Origin of the sequence: Plantactinospora endophytica (assembly GCF_016862915.1) — a bacterium.
GTDB lineage: Bacteria > Actinomycetota > Actinomycetes > Mycobacteriales > Micromonosporaceae > Plantactinospora > Plantactinospora endophytica.
Window position 1 is genome coordinate 449,907 of sequence record NZ_BONW01000013.1, and the last position, 21,838, is coordinate 471,744.

Sequence of the window (21,838 nt, forward strand, 5' to 3'; positions counted from 1 at the left end):
TCCAGAGGTTCGTTGGTCCTCGGCAGGGGTTACCGCAGCGCGCCGGCGGTGAGCCCGCGCACGATGTACCGCTGGCCGAAGAGGACCACGGCCAACGTGGGGAGCAGGGAGAGCGCCACGCCGGCCAGGACCAGGCCGGGTTGGGCCGCCTCGGCGTCGTTGAGCTGCGAGATGCCGATCTGGAGGGTCTGGTACTCGGCGTCCCGGATCAGGATCAACGGCCAGAAGTACTGGTTCCACGCGGAGAGGAAGACGTAGACCGCAACCGCCGCGATCGACGGCTTGGACAGCGGTACGACCACCCGCCACAGCAGCCGCCAGTGGCCGCAACCGTCGATCACCGCCGCGTCCCGCAGCTCGGACGGGAACTGGAGGAACGCCTGGCGCAGCAGGAAGGTGCCGAACGCCGAGGCGAGGAACGGCAGTACCAGCCCGAGATAGGTCAGTCCGCCCCGGGTCAGCCCCCAGTCCGAGATCGCCAGGTAGTTGGGGATGATGATCGCTTCCCACGGCACCATCAGGGTGGCCAGGAAGAGACCGAAGGTCGCGGCCTTGGCCGGCATCCGCAGGAACGCGAAGGCGTACGCGGCCAGGATGCTGGTCACCACCTGGGCGAGGGTGATCACGCCGGCCTGCACGGCGGAGTTGAGGTAGAACCGGCCCAGTGGCACCGACCGGAAGACGTCGCCGAAGTTCGCCCAGTGCAGGGCGCTCGGCACCAGCGACGGTGGATAGCTGGCCAGGTCACCGGGGCCCATCACGGCACCGGCGAACGCGTAGTAGACCGGGAAGAGCACCGGGATCAGGGCCAGCCCGAGGACGACGTAGACGACGATCCGGCCGGGGTCGGGTCTTCTCATCGGTAGTGCACCCGCCGTTCCAGGATGCCGAACTGGACCGCCGTGCAGATCAGCATGATCGCCAGCAGTACCACCGCCTGCGCGCTCGCCCCGCCGAAGTCGGAGGACCCGAACGCGAACGCCCGCTCGTAGATCGAGTAGACCAGGGTGGTGGTCGCGTCGTCCGGACCGCCCTTGGTCAGGATGTGGATCTGCCCGAAGCTCTGCAACGCGTGGATCGTGGAGACCACGACGAGGAAGAACAGCTGCGGGGAGAGCAGCGGAATGGTGATGCCGGTGGCCAGCCGCCAGCCGGTGGCGCCGTCGAGCCGGGCCGCCTCCACCACCTCGGGCGGGATCGCCGCCACCCCGGCGGAGAGCACCAGCACGTTGTAGCCGAGGTTCATCCAGACCGTGGCCAGGCCGACGGCGGGCAGCGCGATGGACGGGTCGGTGAGCCAGTCGACCCGGTCGATCCCGACCGCTCCGAGCAGGCCGTTCGCGATGCCGATCGCCGGGTTGTAGATGACGGCGAAGACCACCGACGCGGTCGCCACGGAGAAGGCGAACGGCAGGGCGAAGGCGGTCCGCAGCACCCGTACGCCGCGTAGCCGCGCCTCCAGCAGCAACACCACGACGAGCGCGCCGACTATCGCGGGCAGCACGCTGACCAGCGTGAACAACGCCGTCGTCGCCAGTACTTCTCCGAACTCGCCCGACAACATCTCGGTGTAGTGGTCGAGACCGACGTACGTGCTCGGCGCACCGAAGATGTCGTTGCCGTGGGTGGAGAGATAGAACGTGCGGGCGAGGGGCCAGAAGATGAACAGGGCGAAGACCACGACCGATGGCAGAAGCAGCAGCCAGGAGAGTGGAGCTTCGCGTCGGGGCCGGTCACGCGCTGGCGCGGGAGGATCTGCGGTCGCGTCGGTCCGGGTGCGTTCGGCGGCTAGCGGGGGAGACACTTGCGCACAGTACCAACGCATTCGTCCCGATGGCATTGTTCTGGCTCGATCTTGATCTGGTGGTTACCGGTACCGGATCGTCCGGCCGGGCGGTCGGTTTCGGCCGGAACGGACCCGGTGGCCCGTCGTCCGGTCGCACCTTTCGGGACGCGGCTGACGAGGCGTCGCGCCGTACCGTGGTGTCCCTGGTCAGGGCATCGGCGGCGACGTCGAGGAAGATGGGTTCCATGACTGCTGACACGCCCACCGTGCAGAACCCGCTCCAGCCCGTCGACGAGAGCTGGCAGCGCGGGCTCGCCATCGTCGCCCACCCGGACGACCTGGAGTTCGGCGCGGCGGCGGCGGTCGCCCGCTGGACCCGGCAGGGCAAGGAGCTCACCTACGTGCTGCTCACCAGCGGCGAGGCGGGCATCGACGGGATGGACCCGACCGAGGCCGGGCCGACGCGTGAGGCGGAACAGCGCGCGTCGGCGGCGATCGTCGGAGTTTCCCAGGTCGACTTCCTCGGGCTGCCCGACGGTGTCCTGGAGTACGGCGTCGCGCTGCGCCGCGACCTGAGCCGGGTGATCCGGAGGTACCGGCCGGACATCGTGATCACCAACAACTTCCGCGACAGTTGGGACGAGGGCGGCGACGCGTTGAACATGGCCGACCACATCGTCACCGGCCGGGCCGTACTCGATGCCGTCCGTGACGCGGCCAACCGCTGGGTGTTCCGTGACCAGCTCGACGAGGGGCTGGAGCGGTGGGGCGGCGTCCGGGAGGTGTGGGCGGCCGGCTCCCCGCTGTCGAAGCACGCGGTCGACGTCACCGACACCTTCGACCTGGGCGTCCGGTCGCTGGAGGCGCACGCCGCCTATCTGCGGGGTCTCGGCGCCGGGGACTTCGACCCCGAGGAGTTCCTGGAGGGCTTCTCCCGGCAGACCGGCAGCCGCCTGGGTGTCCGGTACGCGGCCGGTTTCGAGGTCTTCCGCCTCGGCCTGCACTGAGGTCGCCGCGCCGGTTCGGTGACCCCAACGCCGTGCCGGCGCTGGAGCCCACGGTGCCGGTGCTGCCACCGACCACCCACGCTCCGGTCATCGCTCCAGCGGCCCGTCGGGGACCGCCATTGCCGGCTCGCAAACCGGCGCCACCGAGGTCGGTGCGATCCGTCGTGCATCGACTGTCGTCGCACTCTGGATGCTCTATGCTTGCCGGCTGGATCAGCAGACAGGGACCGCGCCCGACCGCCGCCGGGCGGTGGAGCCGGTCAGACTGGAGCGATATGACCTGCCCGCACGCCGGACAATGCCCGCTGTTTCCGCTGCTCAAAGCCAGTCTGCGGAGCTGGCGGGAATACTACTGCGACACCGGGGACGGTTGGCGGGACTGTGCGCGGTACCGGTTGTCCCTGACCGGTGCCGTCGTGCCGATCGTCCTGTTGCCGAACGGCGCCAACGCGCAGCACCTGCGGGCCGCCGCTGCCCGTGTCGACCCGGCCGCACCGGCCCGACCGACGCCGCCAGGTGGGCCGGGGCGCGGTCTCCGGCAGCCGTCGGACCCGCCGCCGGCAGCCTTCTTCGAGCAGGCGTCGGCACCGGCCGGACCGCCGGCGCACCCGCTGTTTCCCCCCGCCGAGCAGACCCCCGCGAGCACCCCGGCGGAGTCGCCGCAACGACGGCGCCGCTGGTGGACCCGACTCACCGATTGGATCTCAGGTCCCGCATGAGCAACTACTGGCCCTGGTGGGCAGGCGCCCTCGGCCTCGCCGTCGTCACCATCAACTACACCGTGAGCACCGACCGGTCGTTCGGGGTGTCGTCGGCGTGGGATCGCGTCCTGCACTGGCGCGAGGAGCGTCGTGCCGAACGGCTGGAGGCCCAGTTCACCGACGAGCGTGCCCTCACCGAGGCGCTCGCGGCGGCCACCGCCGAGCACTTCGGCACCCGCCCCGGCCCGACCGCCCCGCCGTACGCCGTCGACACGCAGGCGCCCGACCGGGCGGTGGAACCGACCACGGCTACCCGCCCGGCGCCACTGGTCACCCAGGCCGCCCTGCTGCTGTCGATCCTCGTCGGCGGTTGGCTGGCGGCGGTCACGGCCGGACGGTTCGACCTCCGCCTGGACATGGGCGACGGCTTCCGCGAGATCGTCACCGACAGCCCACCCCAGATGGTCGGCGCCCTGTTCGTCGGCGGCATCCTCGTCGGGTTCGGCACCCGGCTGGCCGGCGGATGTTCCTCGGGCCACGGGCTCAACGGCTGTGGCCGGCTCCATCCGGACAGCCTCGTGGCGACAGCCGTCTTCTTCGGCACCGCCGTACTGGTGTCGTTCCTGCTCTGGAAGGTGGTGTGATGCGTACCCGGGGCGGACTTCTCATCGCCAACGTCATCGCCGGGCTCGCCCTCGGCTTCACCGTGGCGAACATCGGGTTCGGTGACTTCGCCGAACTGAACCGCATGTTCACGTTCCAGGACCTGCGCATGCTGGGCGCGTTCGCCGGCGGTGTCGCGCTCGTCGTCGTGGTCTTCGCCCTGATCCGGGTACGTCGTTCGCCGGGACGCATCCACAAGGGTGTGATTCCTGGTGCGGTGCTGTTCGGCGGCGGCTGGGCGCTCTCCGGCGGCTGCCCGGCGATCCCGATCGTCCAGGTGGCCAGCGGCTACGTCCCGGCGCTCGTCACGATCGGGGGCATCGTGGTCGGCACCTGGCTCTGCCGCTGGGTCAACGCCAGATACCTCCGCGTCGACGTGGGGTCCTGCGGCCGCTGACGACCGCGTCCGCCGCCGACCTGTCCGGGCTGGCTGTCGCCGGCAGGGTGACCCGGACGGTGGTGCCCTGCCCGAGCGCCGAGGTGACGTCGACCGTGCCGCCGTGCGCGGTGACGATCGCCTCGACGATGGCCAGCCCCAGCCCCGACGAGCCACCGCCGTCGCGGCTGCGGCTGGGGTCGGCGCGGTAGAACCGCTCGAACACGTGCGGCAGATGCTCGGGCGCGATGCCGGCGCCCTCGTCGCGTACCGCGACCACCACCTGCCCGTCCTGACGGCTGACGGTGACCGTGACCGGGGTGCCGGGGCGGGTGTGCTGCACCGCGTTGCCGACGAGGTTGCGCAGCACCTGCTGGAGGCGTGGGCCGTCCCCGTCGACGACGGCCTCCGCCACCCCGGCCAGGGTGATGGCCCGGTCAGCGGTGACCACCCGGGCGTCGTCCACCACTTCGCCGGCCAGCGTCACCACGTCCACCGGCGTACGGTTCAGCGGCCGGGCCGCGTCGAGCTGGGCCAGCAGCGCCAGTTCGTCGACGAGCAGCCGCATCCGGCCCACCTCGGCCTGCATCCGTTCCATGGCGTGGTCGAGCTGCTCGGGGTCGCGCAGGCCACCCTGGACGTACAGGTCGATCCAGCCGTGCATGGTCGTCAGTGGGGTACGCAGTTCGTGGCTGGCGTCGGCGACGAAGCTGCGCAGTCGGTCCTCGGCCCGCCGCCGGGCATCGAACGCCTGCTTGACCGCGGCGGCGACCGCGGCCTCCGGCCCGGCGAGCAGCAGGACGAGGGTCAGCCGCCACCGGGACGACCGGTTCACCGCCGCACCGGCCGCAGGCTGTAGCCGAACCCCCGCACGGTGTGGATCAGCGAGGGGCCGCCAAAGTCGATCTTGCGGCGCAGGTTGGAGACGAACCGCTCCACCACGCCCGCGTCGCCGCCGAAGTCGTACTGCCAGACGTGGTCCAGGATCTGCGCCTTGGAGACCACCCGCCCGGTGTTGGCCAGCAGGTAGCGCAGCAGTCGGAACTCGGTGGGGGAGAGGTCGACCGGACGCCCGCCCCGGGTCACCACGTGCCGCGCCTCGTCCAGCTCCAGGTCGGCGCAGCGCAGCACGCCGTCCGGCACCACCGGCGGTAGCCGGCGGGAACGCCGTAGCAGCGCCTCCAGCCGTGCGGCGACCTCCACCACGTCGAACGGCTTGCCGAGGTAGTCGTCGCCGCCCAGGCGCAGCCCGCGTACCCGGTCGTCCAGATCGTCGCGCGCGGTCAGGAACATCACCGGCACCTGTACGTCCCGTGAGCGCAACAGGTGCAGCAGGTCGAAGCCGTCCGTGCCGGGCAGCATCACGTCCAGCACGATCGCGTCGGGCGTACGTGCCGTGATCGCGGCCAGCGCGGCCGGTACGTCGCCGACCGCCTCGACCTCGAACCCGGCGAACCGCAGCGCGGACAGCAGCAGCTCGCGCAGGCCCGGGTCGTCGTCCACCACCAGAATGCTGTCCACGTCCCCTATCTCACCACCGGGACGGAAACGCGCCCGGTGAGCCGCGTGCCCTCCACGTCCAGCTTCGGCACCATCCGGTCGAGCCACCTGGGCAGCCACCAGGCGCGGTGCCGGGTCAGCGCCAGCACCGCCGGCACGAGCGTCATCCGGATCAGGAACGCGTCCAGCAGTACGCCGACCGAGAGGGCGAAGGCGATGGGCATCAGCGTGGCGTCGCCCGCCGGGACGAAGCTCGCGAAGACCGCGATCATGATCAGGGCGGCTGCCGCGACCACCCGTGCCGAGGCCCGGAACCCGTGGGTGAGCGCGCGTTGCGGGTCGCCGCTGCGGGCGTACTCCTCGTGTATCCGGCTGACCAGGAACACCTCGTAGTCCATCGCCAGGCCGAACAGTACCGCCAGCAGGATGACCGGCATGAAGCTGATCACCGGCCCGGTGCGGGCGACCCCGACCAGATCGGCGAGCCAGCCCCACTGGAACACCGCGACCACCGTGCCGAGGGTCGCGCCGACCGACAGCAGGAAGCCCAGGGTCGCCTTCAGCGGCACCACCAGCGACCGGAAGGCCACCATCAACAGCAGGACGGCCAGACCCACGACGAGCAGGGCAAAGGGTACGAGCGAGGCGCTCAGCAGCGCGGAGATGTCGATGCCGAACGCGGTCACGCCGGTGACCCCGACGGACTTCCCGCCAACCGCTTCGAGTTCGGCGACCAGTCGTTCCGTACGTTCGTCCTGCGGCCCGGTCTCGGGGATCACCGTCAGCAGGGCGTACCGGCCGTCGGCGGAGAACTGCGGGCGTCCGGCGGCGGCCACCCCGTGCACCGCGCCGAGCCGCTCGGCCAGCGCCGTGGCGGCGCCCTGCCGGTCATCCTCGTCCGTCAGGTCGGCCAGGACCAGCAGCGGGCCGTTGAAGCCCGGCCCGAACGCGGCGGCCGTCAGGTCGTACGCCTGCCGTTGCGTGCTGTCCGCCGGCGCGGAACCGTTGTCGGTGAGCGCGAGCCGCAACCCCGGCGCCGGTACGGCCAGCACGCCGAGCGCCGCGACGACGGCGAGCGTCGTGACCAGCGGCCGGCGGGTGACCAGCCGGACCCAGCGCGCGCTCAGGGCGCGTCGGCCGTACCCGGTCTCCCGCCGGACGGCCCGCGAGCCGGGCCTCGGGCGCAGCCGGTCCCCGGCGAAGCCGAGCACGGCCGGGATCAGGGTGACCGCCACCAGCACCGCGACGACCACGGCGGCGGCTGCGGCCAGTCCCATCGCGGTCAGGAACGGTATCCGGACGACGGTCAGCCCGGCCAGCGCGATGACCACGGTGAGCCCGGCGAACACCACGGCGGTACCGGCCGTGCCGATCGCCCGGGCCACCGACTCGGCCACCGGCATCCCGGCCGCCAACTGCGACCGGTGCCGCGCGACGATGAACAGCGCATAGTCGATCCCGACCGCCAGCCCCAGCATCAGGGCCAGGGCCGGCGCGGTCGTCGGCAGGGTCAGCAGGCCCGCTACCGTGGCCAGGCCGGCGACGGTCGCGGCCACCCCGAGCAGCGCGGTGAGCAGCGGCAGCCCGGCCGCCAGCAGCGAACCGAAGGTGATGACGAGGACGACCAGCGCGACCAGCAACCCCGCGGCCTCGGCGCCGTGGCCACCCTCACCCGAGCTGTCGCCGTACGCCGACCCGCCGACCTCCACCCGCAGCCCCGCCTCGCGGGCCGGCCGGAACACGTCCTCCAGCGCGCCGAGGGAGCCGTCCGCCAGCCGGGCCCGGCTCACGGGATAGTCCACGTACGCCAGGGCGACCCGACCGTCCGACGAGACCGTCTGCGCGGTGAACGGGTCCACCACCGCGGCCACCTGCGGCGCCCTCGCGGCGGCGGCGAGGGTCTGCCCGATCACGGCTTCGTACTCGGCGACCCGGCCGCCGGCCGGCGCGACGAACACCACCTGCGCGGCGGCACCCGACGAGGCGGGAAACTGCTCGGCGACGGTGTCCAGGGTCTGCTGGGCGCGCGTTCCGGGGATCGAGAAGTCGTCGGAGTACGTGCCGCCGACGGTGCCGGCGAGCGTACCGATGGCGACGAGAACGGCCAGCCAGGCCAGCAGAACGGTCCGGCGGCGCCGACAGGCCCAGGCGCCGAGCCGGTGGAGCGATGCGGCCATGACGGAGAACTCCCAGCGGTCGTGGATCAGGGAGTTCCAGCAGACCGCGCGTACCTGACGACCCGGCACCCGCGAACCTGACGGTTGCCTGACGGTCGGTCCCGGCGCCTTCCAGAGGGCGACGGTTGACGCCCGGCGCCTTTCCGGATGCGACGGTCGACTCCGGCGCTCCGTTTCCGCCCGACGGCTACGGCGTCAGCAGCGGCTCCACGAAGATCACCGACCGTCCGCGCGGTCCGATGGCGGGTAACCGTTCGACCGTGCCGTCGCGTACCGACAGCCGCACCCCGCTCGCCGGCTCGCGCGGGAAGTGCCAGGGCTGGTACCCGAACAGCACGTGTTCGATGTCCTCCCAGACCGGCTCCCGGTACGTCCCCTGTGGTGAACTCCGGCTGTCCTCGGGCAACCACCACACCTGCGGCGCAACCTCCGGCCGCACCGGGAACAGCGTCAGCGCCGGCGGGTGGGAGCGCATCGTCCACAGTCCGGTGCCGCCCGGCGCGAGCCGGGCCGACAGGTCGACCGGCACGGTCACCGACGTCCCGTCCGGCCGCACCACCGTCACGCCCCGGGCCGTCCGCGCGCCGCCGGTGCCGGTGAGCGGGTCGATCTGCTGCACCGGGTGCGGGTAGGGCTCCGGCTCGGCACCGGGCGTCCAGCGCATCGTCACACCGTGGGCCTGTTGGTCGACGAAAAAGACGGTGTCCCGGTACGCGCCGAGCAGCCCGATCGCCCGGTCGTGCGGCCACGGCATCGTCTGTACCGGGCCGCCGGCCAGGTCGATCACCCGCAGCCGGTACCGCGACACCAGCCGGCGGTGCTCGCTGTCGACCATCGCCATCCGCCGGCCGTCGCCCAGCAGCACGCCCGGCGTGCGGATGTCGGCGAACCCGGTCACCTCGCCGGCCGTGGAGACCAGTCGGGCCGGCTGTTCGTGACCCAGCACCAGCACACCGAGGGTGGTCTGCAGGGCCCGGCTCCAGCGCGCGGCCCCGAGTCGGGCGAGTTCCACCCGCGTGCCGTCGTGCCAGGCAAGCACGGTGCCGTCCGGCTCGACCACGCCGGCCCGTGGCGGCGCACCGAACGGCGGGCCGGCCGGTTCCTTCCGGCTGCGCCGTGGATGCGCCGCGCGCACCCGACGGTCGTCCGCCGCGTTACCCGTGAACCGCACCATCGCGCCCAGCCGGAAGCTCCCCGCCCCGGGGTTTCGGTCCGGTGCCGGCCCGGGAAGCGTCGGTGCGGCGGCCGACGCGGTGCTCGGTGACGCCGGCCGAGCCGGTGCGCTGCGCGGCGCCCGCGCCTTCGGTGCTGTCGGTACTGTCGGGGCGGGCTGCGGGCGGCGGCCCGGCCACATCCGCAGCGGCTCCGCGCCGTCGGTGTGCAGCAGGCCGGCGCGCTCCGCGAAGGCCAGCCCGTCGCGGAGTTCCGCCTCGCTCACCAGCAGCCGCTCGGCCAGCTCGGCGGCCGGAACTTCCAGCGGTAACCGGGACGTCCACCTGAGCACCGCATCGAGATCCTCGGCGAGCCGGCCGTACCGGTTGCGGGCGTCCTGCTGCTGCACGGCCCGGACCCGGTCGGGCGGCAGGGAGAGTACGGTGTCCACCCGGGCCGGCCGTCCGGCGCGGTAACCGCCTGGGCCCTCGGGCCGCAGGATGCCGGCGGCGGCCAGCAGCGGCAGCAGGTCGCGCTTGCGGCGTACCGGCGGCACGCCCAGTTCGGCGGCGATCTCGTCGAGCCGGTGCTGCTGACCGGCCAGCCGGGCCAGCACCTCCGCCCGTTGGGTGGCGTTGCGTCGGTCGAGGTCCTCGTGGCCGGTGCTGAGCGGTTCGCGGGGCGGCGGCCACACTGGAGCGTCGAGCCAGCCGGCCGGGCGCAGATGTGCACGGCCCCAGTCGTCGAGCTGCGCCACGGTCACCGGCCCGCCGTGCTCCCGGGCCGCCGCGCCGACGATCCCCGCCAGCTCCATCGGCTCGTACCCCAGCTCGGACTGCCAGCCGTCGTAGCCCGGACCCACGGCGGGCCGGGTACGCGCCAGCCAGACCGGTGGTCCGGGTGCGGCATCGGGCCATAAACGCAACAGCCAGCGATCTCCGAACCCGTCCTCGGTGTCGCCCCGCCGGCACGCCACCCGGACCCGGTAGTCGCCGGCACCGCCCAGATCGAGGTCGACCCCGCCGACGCCACCGGTCAGCACGGTCAGCGACAGACCGCCGGACCCGGCGCGGTAGGACGTCTCCAGCACCTCGTCGAAGTCCGCGTGGTCGGCCGGCGGGGGACCGTCGTCGTGCAGCTCCAGGCGCACCACGTGACAGCCGTCGCCGGCCTGAGCGGTGAGCCAGCCCGCACCCGCCCCGGCGAAGGTGCCGGTCGGTTCGGTGCCCTGCTCGCGCTCGCGCGGCAACCCCACCTCGTCGTCCGGCTCTTCGGATCCGTCCGGGTCGCGCACGACGAGGAGGCCGTATTCGGGGCCGTAATCGTCGTCCTCGAACACGCGTACGACTGCCACGGCGGCCAACCTAGCAGAATCCGGCCGTTACCGTGGCCGGCCCGCCCTGTCCCGGGTGGCACCGCCCAGCGGTTTCGGGGCGCTGTCCCCGGAGTCACCACGTAACGAGCCGACGCGGTCCGTCCGGCGCTGGTGGACGAGCCGGGTGAGGAAGAGCAGCGCACCGGCGAGTACGCCCATGTCGTCGAGGTAGATCGGATCGGGCAGCAGGTCGACCGGCAGCACCGTGTAGATCAGCGCACCGTAGAACGCCACCTTGCCGCCGGCACCCAACTCGCCGAGCAGTTTGCGTGTACGCAGCACCCTGACCGCGAGCATGATGGCTCCGACCAGCGTGGCGACGGCCACGATGCCACCCAGCACCAAGATCACGGTCCACGTCTCCCGGGACATGCCGTAACGGTAACCCGGCGGACTCCGCGCCGCCCGGTACGCCCGACGCCGCCGCGACGGTCAACATTGTCCTAGGACGCTTTACGAGCTGTGCCCCCGCTCACCGACGGGCTGTGTCGTCGCTCGTCGACAGGCAGGGCCTCCGCTGGTCCGCGACTCGGGGCAAGTCCGCTAGCCGACACGTCGGTATCAGCCCGGCCACTCGGCCCGTCTGCCCACCACGACCGTCGCCCGTACGGGGCGACAAGTATCGGGAGGGAGCATCATGACGGCTGGGACGGACGAGCCGGGCTCGGTCAGTCCAGGCACCGTGCCGATCGGCGCCATCGTGGCGTACGCCGGCGGCATGGACGAGGACTGGCTGCACGATCAGGGCTGGCTCTACTGCGACGGCACCTCGGTGCCGAAGAAGGACTACCTCGACCTGTTCCTCGCGATCGGCGCCAACTACGGCGGCGGACGCAACGACTTCAACCTGCCGGACCTGCGCGGCCGGTTCTCGCGTGGGGTCGACAACACCAGCGGGCGCGACCCGTACGTCAAGGAGCGGGAGCCGTCGGCGCCCGGCGGCCTCTCCGGCGACCAGCCCGGCTCGGTCTTCGGCAGCCGGTCGGGACGCCCGGTGACCCGGCCGCTCAAGACGGAGGAGGGCGGCGAGCACGTGCACAACGTGCCGCACGTGCCCAAGGACAACAACGCCTACGCCATCGCCGGTGACCACTACGGCATCTGGCGGGACGGCTCGACCACCACCACGGAGGCGGGCAGGCACACCCACGAGATCGTCGACGGCGGCAACAAGGAGACGCGGCCGGTCAACAAGGCGGTCTTCTTCGTCATCAAGTTCGCCGACGCCCTCGACCTCGACCGGTACGGCGACGACGACCGGTACGACGACGACCGGTACGACGACGACAACGATCGGGATCGGAACGGCGCGGCGACGGGCCGCCCGGGGAAGGGCGGTGCGGCATGGCGGCGTTGATCGGCTCGGTGGTGGCGTACGCGAGCGTGGTGGACCAGTCCTCGCCGCCGCCGGACGGCTGGCTGCTCTGCGACGGCCGGGCGGTCTCCCGCGAGCGGTACTCCGTGCTGTTCAAGGTGATCGGCACCGTGCACGGTGCCGGTGACGGGGTGGTGACCTTCAACCTGCCGGACTACCGGGGTCGCTTCCAGCGTGGCGTGGACGACGGCGTCGGGGTCGACCCGGACGCGAACAACCGGTCCGCGGCGGCGGTCGGCGGGGCGACCGGCAACCGGGTCGGCTCGGTGCAGGACGACGCGACGGCGGTGCCGGTCGGCACCGACGAGAAGTTCGTGCTCAGCAAGAGCGGCACGCACCACCACGACGTCCCGCACCTGCCGACCGGCAACTCCTGGTACCCGATCGCGGGCAGCCACTACGCCGCCTGGACCGAGGACTCCAGCCCGTCGAGCGCGGCCGGCAAGCACACCCACACCGTCACCGGCGGTGGGGACCGGGAGACCACTCCGACCAGCATCTACGTGCACTACCTCATCGCGTGCGGCGACCTCACGCCCTGACCGGAAAGGAAACCCGATGAAGCAGAACAAGTCCGTCCGGTCCAGGCGACCCGGACGCGGCCCGCGCACCTACGGCGCCCCGGCCAAGGCCAAGCCGCCGGTGGAGGTCGGCGACCTGGTGGTCGGCACGGTGTTGCCGTACGCCAGCACGGTGGACGTGGCACAGCTCACCCAGCAGGGCTGGCTGTACTGCGACGGCCGGGCGCTGTCCCGGGAGACGTACGCCGAGCTGTTCACGGTGGTCGGCACCCTGCACGGCGGGGGCGACGGCATCCGTACGTTCAACCTGCCGGACTACCGGGGCTGGTTCCTGCGCGGTGTCGACGACGGCGCCGGCCGGGACCCGAACGCCGCCGACCGGACCGCCGCCGCGCCCGGCGGGCAGATCGGGGACCACTGCGGCACCGCGCAGCGGTACGCCACCGCCCGCCCGAAGGTGCCGTACGTGCTCAGCACGGACGGTGCACACACCCACGAGGTGTCGCACGTGCCGAACGACAACTCGTCGTACCCGGTCGCGGGCAGCGCCCAGGCGATCTGGAACGGCGACTCGGCGTCGACCCAGGACGCCGGTGAGCACCAGCATGAGATGGCCGGCGGCGACCCGGAGAGCCGTCCGCTGAACGCCTACGTCGGCTACGTGATCAAGTACCGCACCTGACCGGTGCCGGGACATCCCCCGGCCCGTAGCGCCGGTCGACCGGGGCCGTGGCGATCCGTGCCATGGCCCCGGTGCCGTGCGCCCCCATCCGTCTTTCCGCGCGCACCAGGAGCCGCATCATGAGTCAGTACTCGATGGCCGCGTCGGCACCCGACGTCCGGCTGACCCAACTCTCCACCGGTGGCGTCGGCGACGTCGCCGACAGCCTCAACCTCTTCCGCGGCGACGTGAACCTGCCGTTGCCGCTGGTCGCACTCCGTGGCCGGAACGGCCTCGACCTCGCGGTCACCGCGTTCTACGGCAGCAACGTCGAGGCGGCGACCCAACCCTCCAACCGCACCGCGCCGACCGGGGTGCTCGGGGTGGGCTGGAGCCTGCCCCGCGAGCAGGTGCTGCGCGACCCCACCACCGACGACCTGTACCTGGTCGTCGGCGGCAGCCCGCGCCAGCTCGTCCGGGCCGCCAGCGGTGCCGCCGACGAGTACGAACTGCTCGACCACCAGTTCTGGGCGATCCGCCGGTTCCCCGACGAGGCCGACCCGGGCCGCGACCGCTGGGAGGTCGTCCGCGAGGACGGCACGGTGCACACCTACGGCCTGACCGGGGTCGAGTGGGGCGTGCAGTGGGACAACTGGCGCGGCTCCGGCACCGCGCCCGGCGGCCGGCAGTTTCCGCTGGCCTGGAACCTCGTCCGGGTCGTCACTCCGCAGGGCGACCGCCTCGACTTCTCCTACGAGCGGGAGGACGTGCCGATCGGCGGTCCCGCCGGTGCGAAATACACCCGCGCCTGCTACCTGACCGGGATCAGCCACACCGACGGGCAACGGATCGACCTGCGCTACCGGGAGAAGGAGCCGTTCGAGGTCGTCCCGCCGCACCCGACCCCGCCGGGCGGCGCCCAGGCGTTCCAGGACCGGTACGAGAGCCGCTACCTGGACCGGATCGAGGTACGCACCGACGCCGGCCCCGGTCTCTACAGCGTGCGCCTGGACTACGAGTTCCTGGACGTGTCCCGCACCGACGTGCGCGGTGACCGGAGCGCGTACCGCAAGCGGTACCTGAGCGCGGTCACCGAGGTCGCCGACACCGGGGCGGCGGCCCCGCCGTTGACGATCCGCTACGACGGCGACCGGACCGGGGCGAATCCCGGCGCGATCCGGGCGCTGACCCGCCCGCAGGGCGCGACCGTCCGCTACGAGTACGCCGTCGCCGCCCTGCCGAACACGGCGACCAGCCGTTCGGTGCCGTCGCCCGGCGCCGGCTACACCCCGCAGGTCTGGCACGGCCCCGGCTACACGGTCGTCACCTGGTACAGCGCTGCCTCGGGGGAGGTGCGGCTGGAGGCGTACACCTGGAACGGGGCGTGGAACGGCTGGGGCGTCACGAACGCGTGGGCGGTCCGCGAGGACACCCTCCAGGTGCAGACCGGACCGGGCTGTTACGCGCTGTCGTTCACCGACGCCCGGACCGGCGAGTTCCGGGTCCGGCTGTACCGGCAGGACCCGTACCGGAGCGGCGAGTGGAGCCTCGACCCGTACCGGCTGGACCTGCCGGCGGGGGAGACCACCCCGCTGGTCCGGCTGGGCCGCGACTTCGTCGCCGTCACCGACCCGGCCAGCAGGACGCTGCTGGTCGTCGACCACGACCCGGTGGCCGGCTGGGTCGCGCACCGGTTCGGCACCCTCGGCGCCGACAGGCTGGCGCTGGCCGCCACCGCCGACGCCTGCCTGCTCGGCTGCTACGACAGCGCGGGCAAGGTGCTCCGGCTGGCCCTGCAACACCGGGACGGGCGCGGTGGCTGGCGCCGCTCCGACGTCCTGGACGAGCCGCTGGAGGTCGACTGGCGGTTCACCACCCCGGCCGGGCTGCTCGGCACCGGAGACACCTTCGCCGCCGCCTCCTTCGTGTCCCGGGTGGACGAGCAAAACTCTACTGTGGAGTACGGTTTCCGGCTGGTCACCTGGGGGCGGGACTTCACCTTCGGGCCGGTGCTGCGGCACGACGACAGCCAGCCGCTCGACCTGGCGAACCCGATCGGCGCGGTCGGGATCAGCGGCAGCACGGTCGGCAACGCCCAGCACCTGTTCCGGTACGACGGCCGGCAGTGGCACCGCACCGAGTTGTTGGAGCCGGTGACCGGCAACCGCTACAGCTACGCGTACGGCACCGACGTGGCGGTGGCGGCGATCAGCGACGACGACGGCACCGTGCGGTACCGGCGGATCAGCTACGACCCGTACCTCGGCGAGTGGGGTCGGGCCCTCGGCGTCGACCTCGCCGACCCCGCCGACCCGCCGCACCCGGCGCCGCAGCCCAGCGTCTCCGGGGACGTGCTCGTCACCGGCGCGGAGGTGCTGCGCCGCACCCCTACCCTGGGCTGGGAGCCGCTGCTCACCCTGCCCAACGCCGCCGACCAGCACACCGTGGCCAACCGCGCGCCGAACTACCTGGTCTGGCAGGACGCCGGCCCGGACGGCCCGCTCGCCGGCAGCCACCTGGTCACCTTCGACGCCGACGGGACGCCCCGGCCGGCGCGGGTGCTCGACGGCGAGTCCTGCCACTTGCCGGAGCCGAAGGCCGGACAGGTGCTGGCCGGGCCGGAGGTCTGCGTCACCTACCGTGGCCCGTCGCTGGACGACACGCACGCGCTGCGGCTGCACCGGATCATCGACGGCCAGGTCGACACCGAACTGCGGGACCGGGCGGTACGCCGGGCCGCCGTCGACGACGGCTACTCGGTCATCCCGGTGACCGTCGAGTACGACACCGGCACCGCCACCTTCGACCCGTACGGCCGGGTGGCGCAGTACGTCCGGACCCGGCTGTACCGGGGCGAGCCGGCGGACGCCGACGGCTACCTGGAGAGCGTCTTCTTCAACGGCCTCCGCCCGGACGTGCCCGGCGTGGTGTACCCGACGTCGAGCGAGTACACCAACGCCCGGCAGTTCTTCGGCAAGCTCAACGGCCAGCTCTTCACCCAGACCGCCGTCGACGTGCACGGTCGGCCGGTCCGCCGGATCCGCAACGACCTCTACACCTACGACGGCACCAACTCGGCCTACCGGGTGCGGGGCAGCTTCACCCGGCGCCGGCGTACCGAGACGGCCGAGTCGCTGCACCTGTTCGACGCGGATCCGGCCTTTGCCGCCGAGTTGGACGCCCGGCGGATGCCGGCCGCGCTCACCCAGCGGCTGAGCACCGCCGGTTTCCCGCTCGCAGCACCGGTCACGGTGACCGTGGACCGGCCCGGCCGACGCTTCACGATCGTCGACGCGAAGGGCGTCGAGCTGGCCGCCGTACTCGACGAGGGGCAGCTCGGGCTGTTCGGCTGGATCGGCGACGTCAGCGAGTTCGAGTACAACGGGCGGGGGCAGCAGCACCGCACCCGCGTACGCAACGTCAACAGTGCGGGTCAGCTCACCGAGCGGCTCACCGTCACCACGTTCGCCTGGGAGGTCTATCCGGCGCTGGTCGAGCGGCACCTGTTCGACCTCGCCGCCGAGGTGCGTACCGTCGACACCCGGACCGCCACTGTGCTGGACCGGTCGGTGAGCACCTACCGGAACGACTGGCCGGACGCGCCGGGGGTGTGGAGCTGGTCGGAGACGTACCGGTGGGACGGCAGCCCGGACGTCGGCGAGTTCGACCACCGCCGCTGGTCCGGCGGGGCCGGGCCGGAGCGCGGCTGGGTGCGGACCAACCGGGTGTTGGCGGTGACGCCGCACGGACTGCCCCGGGCCACCCTCGACGCCGGGGACAACCCGGGCGGGATCGTCTACGACCGGGCCGGGCGGTTTCCGGTCGCGGTCTGCGGTCTCGCCGACCCGTCGGCCGACGAGGTGAGCTGGTACGGCTTCGAGGAGTACGAGGACACCGACGGCTGGCGGCTCACCCCCGACGGCACCGATCCGGCCGAGCACATCACCGCCGGGGACGCCTTCACCGGCCGGCGCCGCTTGGTGCTGCCCGGTGGGTCGAAGCGGGTCGGGCTGCGCCGCTCGTTCGTCCCGGCCCGTGCCGACCAGCCGTTCCTGCTCTCCTGCTGGGTGAAGACCGAGCCCGGTTTCGTCCCGGACCCGGCCGTCGCCGGCTGGCAGGTCACGGTCGGTTCGGCCGAGCCGACGGTGGTACCGGTACCGGACACCGACGGCAGGTGGGAGTACCTGCACCACGTCGTCACCGGCGCCGCGCCCGACGACGAGATCACCGTCGAGGTGTTCCACAGTGGAGCGGGCGGGCCGGTGCTGGTCGACGCGATCGGCTTCGGGCCGCTGCATGGCCGGCTCACCGCGACCGTCTACGACCCGGTCGACCGGCTGCCGGAGGCGATGCTGGACCAGACCGGCTCGGTGCGGCGGATCGGGTACGACCACCGGCGCCGCCCGGTGCTCAGCGTCCAGGACGGCCAGCCGGTCGACGCCGGGGTGGAGTACCGCTGGCGGGAGCACCGGCCGGACGGCGCGTTCGACCCGGCCGACCCGGACGCCGGACTCGGCATCGTCGCCCGCAGCGACGGCGGGTACGCCGACTTCCGGCACGGCGACGAGTGGACCCGGAGTTGGGCGGCGAGCCCCGGGTGGCGGTCGGCCGGCGGCCGGTTGCACTACGACGGTACGCCCGAGACCGGCACGCTGACCTTCACTGGCCCGCTCGGCCGGGACGGCTGGGCCGCCCGGGTCGCGCTGGAAGGCTCCCGGCAGACCGCCGGGACGGTCGGCTTCACCTTCGGCGGCTACACGGCGGCGTGGATCGACGGGAGCTGGCTGCTGCTCGACCCCGACGGCACGGTGCTGGCCGAGACCCCGGCGCCGGCCTTCGCGGAGCACGACCTGTTCCTCGTCGTCGCCGGCCGCTCGGTGCTGCTGCTCGCCGACGGCCGGACCGTGCTGTCCCACACCGTCCCCCGCACCGGCCCGTCCAGCATCGGAAAGGACGGCGGCGGAGAGCCCGGCGGCGGAAGGTTCGACGGCGGCGGCAAGAACGGCGGCGGCGGAAAGTTCGACGGGCGTGGGAAGGTCGGCAGCGGGAAGCCCCGGACTGGGAAGGGCCGTGGCGGCCGACGGGGCGTCCCGGCGCTGGCCGGGCCGGTCGCCTTCCACACCGACCGGGCCGTCGCGTTGCGCTGGCTGGCGGTCTGCGGCGATCCGGTGCTCAACGTCAACTACCAGGACAACGCCGGACAGGCCCGGCAGTCGCAGTCGGTCGGCGACGGCACCGTGCTGGTCCAGGCGTGGGGCTACGACCGGCTCGGCCGTCCCGACCTGGCGGCCAAGACGGTACGACTCGACGGCCTGCCCGGCTACCGGCCGGACCTGCTGGCCCCGCTCGACCCGGCCACCGGCCGGATGTCCGACTGCCCGCTCACCCGGGCGTACCCGGCCGACGACGGTTACCCGTTCAGCCGGGTCCGGTTCGAGGCGTCACCGCTGGGCCGCGCCGTCGAGCGGGGCGGGCCGGGCGCGGCGCTGGCGATCAACCCGGCGATCCCGGCCACGCAACGGCACACCAGCCGGGTCAGCTACGGGCTGAACCTGGCCGACCCGGTCTTCGGGCTGCCGGCCGGGCAGTACCGGGTGACCACCGTCGTCGACCCGGACGGCGTACCGGCGATCCAGCTCACCGACAGGACCGGCGCGGTGGTCGCCACCCGGGCCGGCCGGGACGGCACCGAGATCCGCAGCCGGATGCGCTACGACGCCCGGGGCAACCCGGTCGAGCTCCGGCAGCCGAACTCCTTCGACCCCCGACTGGCCGAACCCGACCGGTACGTCACCACGATGCGCTACGACCCGGCCGGCAACCTGGTGGAACTGCGTGGCCCGGACCAGACCGGCCCGGCTCGGACCGTGCACGACCGCCTCGGCCGGCTGCGCTTCCAGTGCATGCCGCAGCAGGCGGACGACGGGCAGTTCAGCTACCGCCGCTACGACCGGCTCGGCCGCCTGCTCGAACAGGGCACCTGCACGGCACCGTGGAACGAACCGGAACTACGGGCCCACGTCGACGAGCCGGACTGGCTGCCCGGCCCGGCCCGCTGGCACCTGCGGTACCACTACGACGGCGACGGCGACCTGCGGCTGCTCGGCCGGCTCTGGCGTACCGAGGTCGCCTCGGTGGACGGCGGCGACCGGGCCGGCACCGTCACCACCTACCGGTACGACTCGCTCGGGCGGGTGGCGGGCACCGCGCTCACCGTGTCCGGCGTCGACGGCGGAGCGCCGCAGCTCGTCGAGTACGGCTACGACCTCACCGGTACCGCCACCAGCATCCGGCACCCCGACGACGGGGTACGGGTCGACTACGCCTTCGACGGGTTCAACCGGGTGGCGGGGGTCGCGCTGACCGGCGCCGAAGGGGTACGCACCGAGGTGGCCGCGTACTCGTACACCCCGGAGGGGCAGGTCGACACCGAGACGCTGCGCCCCGGCGACCCGCGAGAACTCGTCCGGCGCTACGGCTACACCAGCGCCGGCTGGCTGCACACCGTCGCCGACCGGCACCTCGTCGAGCGCACCGACTACCTCGGCCCGGAGTTGCCCGGCGGTGGCTCGCACACCGGGCGGGCGATGCGGGTACGCAGCACGTTCACCGGAGTCGACGACCCGGCGTTCCTCGCCGAGCACCGCTACGAGTACGCGTACGACGACTTCGGCCGGCTGCGCAGTGCCCTCGTCACCCCGAACGGGTCGGCCAGCATCGGCGACCGGCAACCGACCCGGTACGACCCGAACGGCAACGTGCTCGCGCGGCAACAGGGCGACCGGGAACAGCGGTACCTCTACTACCCGGGCAGCAACCGGCTGCGCCGCCGGGAGGACGGTACCGCCCGGACCAGGCCGGCGGCGGGGCGCTCCGGGGACGTGTCGTTCGACGCCGACGGCAACGTCACCGGGTTGCCCGGCCAGCGGGCGGAGGGTCTCCGCTACGACCCGGTCACCGGGCTGGTGACCAGTGTGGACACCGGAAACGTCCGCACGGTCGACTTCCGGTACGACGCCGCCGGCAACCGGGTGTTCCGGTCCGGACCCGACGGCGTGCGGTTGACCGTCTCCGGCGAGAACGGCCAGCCGCTGGTGCGTGGTCCGGTCGACGTGCCACGCCAGCGGCGGGCCCGGGAGTTCCTGGTGCACGGCCCGGTCGGGCTGACCGCGGTGCACCGGTCCGGCGAACTGCAACACGTGCTGGCGGGACGGCTCGGCTCGACCCGGGCGATGTGGGACGGCGACGGCCTGGTGGCCGCGTTCAACTACCAGCCGTACGGCGAACTGCTCGGCCCGGCCTACCGGGCGCCGGGGGCGGTGGACCTGCCGTACCTGTTCACCGGTCAGGAACTGGACCGGGGTACCGGCCTCTACCACCTCGGTGTGCGCTGTTACGACCCGGTCAGCGGCCGGATGATCAGTGTCGACCCGGCCGGTCAGTACCCCAGCCCCTACCTGTACGCCGGCGCCGACCCGATCAACCTGATCGACCCGACCGGCGCCTTCGCCTGGTCCTCGGGCGCGTTCGCGGCGATCTTCGGCGGCATCGCCGCGATCATCGGCGGGCTGGCGTTGACCATCCTCACCGCCGGAGCCGCCACTCCGCTGATGATCGCCGGGGCGCTCGGCGGCGGTCTGCTCATCGGTGCCGGTGTCGCCAGCGCGGCGTACGGCATTCCCCGGGCCGATGCCGACACCGCCCGGTTCGACTGGGCACAGTGGGGAGTCACGGTCGGTCTCGGTGCCGGGTTTGGGCTGCTGTCCGCCGGGGCCGGCCTGGCACTGGCGCCGGCCGCGGCGAGTCTCGGCACGCTCGGCGGGCTCGCCCTGGAGACCGCGCTGGGCGGCGCGCTCGGCATGGCCGACAGCCTGGCCACCACGGTCACCATGAACCATCTGGCCGGGCAGGACCTGCTCGGCGGCTGGCAGACGGCGCTCTGGGCCGGTGCCGCCGCCGGTGGCGTCGCCGGATTCCTCGGCGGCATGCTCAGCCGGGGCGCGTCGCTGCGCACCAACCGGGCCCTGGCCCGGGGCCGGGGCGGCACCGGCCGGCTGTATGTGCTCGACCAGGACGTGCCGCCGATGGGCCACTCGATCCTGCTCGGCGAGGAGGCGTCCGGGGCACAGTGGACGACGCAGCTCATCCGGGGCGGCAAGAATCCGACCCCCAGTATCGGGTCGACCGGCAAGACCCTTGCCGAGCTCCAGAAGTCGAAGTCCTTCATGCCGGTACGCGGCGGCGCCTCGTTCGAGATGGCGACCGGGACGGTGAACAACCTCGGCGCCTGGGCCGCAGGACGGGCCACGCAGAACGCCGGGACCTACCAACACCTGATCAACGACTGCACCACCTGGGCCAAGGAGGTGCTGCGCCAGGTGGACATCTACCCGCCGGCCTGGGCGTTCGACCCGCGTACCCTCGGCTGGTGGGCCCGCAGCGTCGGGCAGAGCATCTGATCTGGAATTACCTCGGCGCGCCGAATCCGCGCCCGGCCGGTCCGGGCGCGGATTCGGCGCTCGACCTGGTCGACGGTCGGCATAC

General features: G+C 72.9%; 15 protein-coding genes. 8 read left to right on the plus strand and 7 right to left on the minus strand.

Annotation, left to right across the window (positions count from 1 at the left end):
* Nucleotides 1-29 precede the first annotated feature (29 nt).
* On the minus strand, nucleotides 30-860 hold the full coding sequence (locus Pen02_RS14950; protein WP_203866603.1) for a carbohydrate ABC transporter permease: 831 nt from the start codon (nucleotides 858-860) through the stop codon (nucleotides 30-32).
* Nucleotides 857-1,804: a carbohydrate ABC transporter permease gene (locus tag Pen02_RS14955; RefSeq protein ID WP_203866604.1), complete on the minus strand. Its 948-nt coding sequence runs from the start codon at nucleotides 1,802-1,804 to the stop codon at nucleotides 857-859. Before Pen02_RS14955 ends, Pen02_RS14950 begins: the two co-directional genes overlap by 4 nt.
* Nucleotides 1,805-2,031: 227 nt before the next feature.
* Here Pen02_RS14955 and Pen02_RS14960 point away from each other — a divergent pair, with 227 nt between their 5' ends.
* The 4 genes from Pen02_RS14960 (at nucleotide 2,032) to Pen02_RS14975 (ending at nucleotide 4,554) form a co-directional block, all read left to right on the plus strand.
* Nucleotides 2,032-2,793 carry a PIG-L deacetylase family protein gene (locus Pen02_RS14960; RefSeq protein WP_203866605.1) on the plus strand — a complete coding sequence of 254 codons (762 nt, stop codon included), beginning with the start codon at nucleotides 2,032-2,034 and terminating at the stop codon, nucleotides 2,791-2,793.
* A gap of 275 nt (nucleotides 2,794-3,068) precedes the next feature.
* Nucleotides 3,069-3,512, plus strand: a complete 444-nt coding sequence (locus tag Pen02_RS14965) for a hypothetical protein (protein ID WP_203866606.1) — start codon at nucleotides 3,069-3,071, stop codon at nucleotides 3,510-3,512.
* Nucleotides 3,509-4,138, plus strand: a complete 630-nt coding sequence (locus Pen02_RS14970; RefSeq protein WP_203866607.1) for a YeeE/YedE family protein — start codon at nucleotides 3,509-3,511, stop codon at nucleotides 4,136-4,138. The genes Pen02_RS14965 and Pen02_RS14970 overlap by 4 nt, the downstream gene beginning before the upstream one ends.
* The gene (locus Pen02_RS14975; RefSeq protein ID WP_203866608.1) at nucleotides 4,138-4,554 is read left to right on the plus strand and encodes a YeeE/YedE thiosulfate transporter family protein; all 417 of its coding nucleotides are present in this window, start codon (nucleotides 4,138-4,140) and stop codon (nucleotides 4,552-4,554) included. The genes Pen02_RS14970 and Pen02_RS14975 overlap by 1 nt, the downstream gene beginning before the upstream one ends.
* On the opposite strand, the gene Pen02_RS14980 is transcribed toward Pen02_RS14975, so the two are convergent.
* The 5 genes from Pen02_RS14980 to Pen02_RS15000 form a co-directional block, all read right to left on the minus strand.
* Nucleotides 4,508-5,368, minus strand: a complete 861-nt coding sequence (locus tag Pen02_RS14980; RefSeq protein WP_203866609.1) for a sensor histidine kinase — start codon at nucleotides 5,366-5,368, stop codon at nucleotides 4,508-4,510. The genes Pen02_RS14975 and Pen02_RS14980 overlap by 47 nt on opposite strands.
* Nucleotides 5,365-6,063, minus strand: coding sequence for a response regulator transcription factor (locus Pen02_RS14985; RefSeq protein ID WP_372445613.1), 699 nt, complete (start codon nucleotides 6,061-6,063; stop codon nucleotides 5,365-5,367). The genes Pen02_RS14980 and Pen02_RS14985 overlap by 4 nt, the downstream gene beginning before the upstream one ends.
* Nucleotides 6,060-8,279 (minus strand): MMPL family transporter, encoded by a 2,220-nt coding sequence (locus tag Pen02_RS14990; protein ID WP_239140689.1) that lies wholly within the window; start codon nucleotides 8,277-8,279, stop codon nucleotides 6,060-6,062. The genes Pen02_RS14985 and Pen02_RS14990 overlap by 4 nt, the downstream gene beginning before the upstream one ends.
* Before the next feature lie 118 nt (nucleotides 8,280-8,397).
* On the minus strand, nucleotides 8,398-10,716 hold the full coding sequence (locus Pen02_RS14995) for a hypothetical protein (protein ID WP_203866611.1): 2,319 nt from the start codon (nucleotides 10,714-10,716) through the stop codon (nucleotides 8,398-8,400).
* Between the two features lie 27 nt (nucleotides 10,717-10,743).
* Complete coding sequence (locus tag Pen02_RS15000; RefSeq protein WP_203866612.1) at nucleotides 10,744-11,109, minus strand: DUF1232 domain-containing protein; 366 nt, start codon at nucleotides 11,107-11,109, stop codon at nucleotides 10,744-10,746.
* 265 nt (nucleotides 11,110-11,374) lie between these two features.
* On the opposite strand from Pen02_RS15000, the gene Pen02_RS15005 reads away from it, so the two are divergent.
* From Pen02_RS15005 to Pen02_RS15020, 4 genes are all read left to right on the plus strand, one after another.
* Nucleotides 11,375-12,094, plus strand: a complete 720-nt coding sequence (locus Pen02_RS15005; protein WP_203866613.1) for a phage tail protein — start codon at nucleotides 11,375-11,377, stop codon at nucleotides 12,092-12,094.
* Nucleotides 12,082-12,654, plus strand: a complete 573-nt coding sequence (locus Pen02_RS15010; RefSeq protein ID WP_203866614.1) for a phage tail protein — start codon at nucleotides 12,082-12,084, stop codon at nucleotides 12,652-12,654. The genes Pen02_RS15005 and Pen02_RS15010 overlap by 13 nt, the downstream gene beginning before the upstream one ends.
* Before the next feature lie 16 nt (nucleotides 12,655-12,670).
* Nucleotides 12,671-13,315 carry a phage tail protein gene (locus tag Pen02_RS15015; protein WP_203866615.1) on the plus strand — a complete coding sequence of 215 codons (645 nt, stop codon included), beginning with the start codon at nucleotides 12,671-12,673 and terminating at the stop codon, nucleotides 13,313-13,315.
* Between the two features lie 119 nt (nucleotides 13,316-13,434).
* Nucleotides 13,435-21,753, plus strand: a complete 8,319-nt coding sequence (locus Pen02_RS15020; RefSeq protein ID WP_203866616.1) for an RHS repeat domain-containing protein — start codon at nucleotides 13,435-13,437, stop codon at nucleotides 21,751-21,753.
* Nucleotides 21,754-21,838 lie beyond the last annotated feature (85 nt).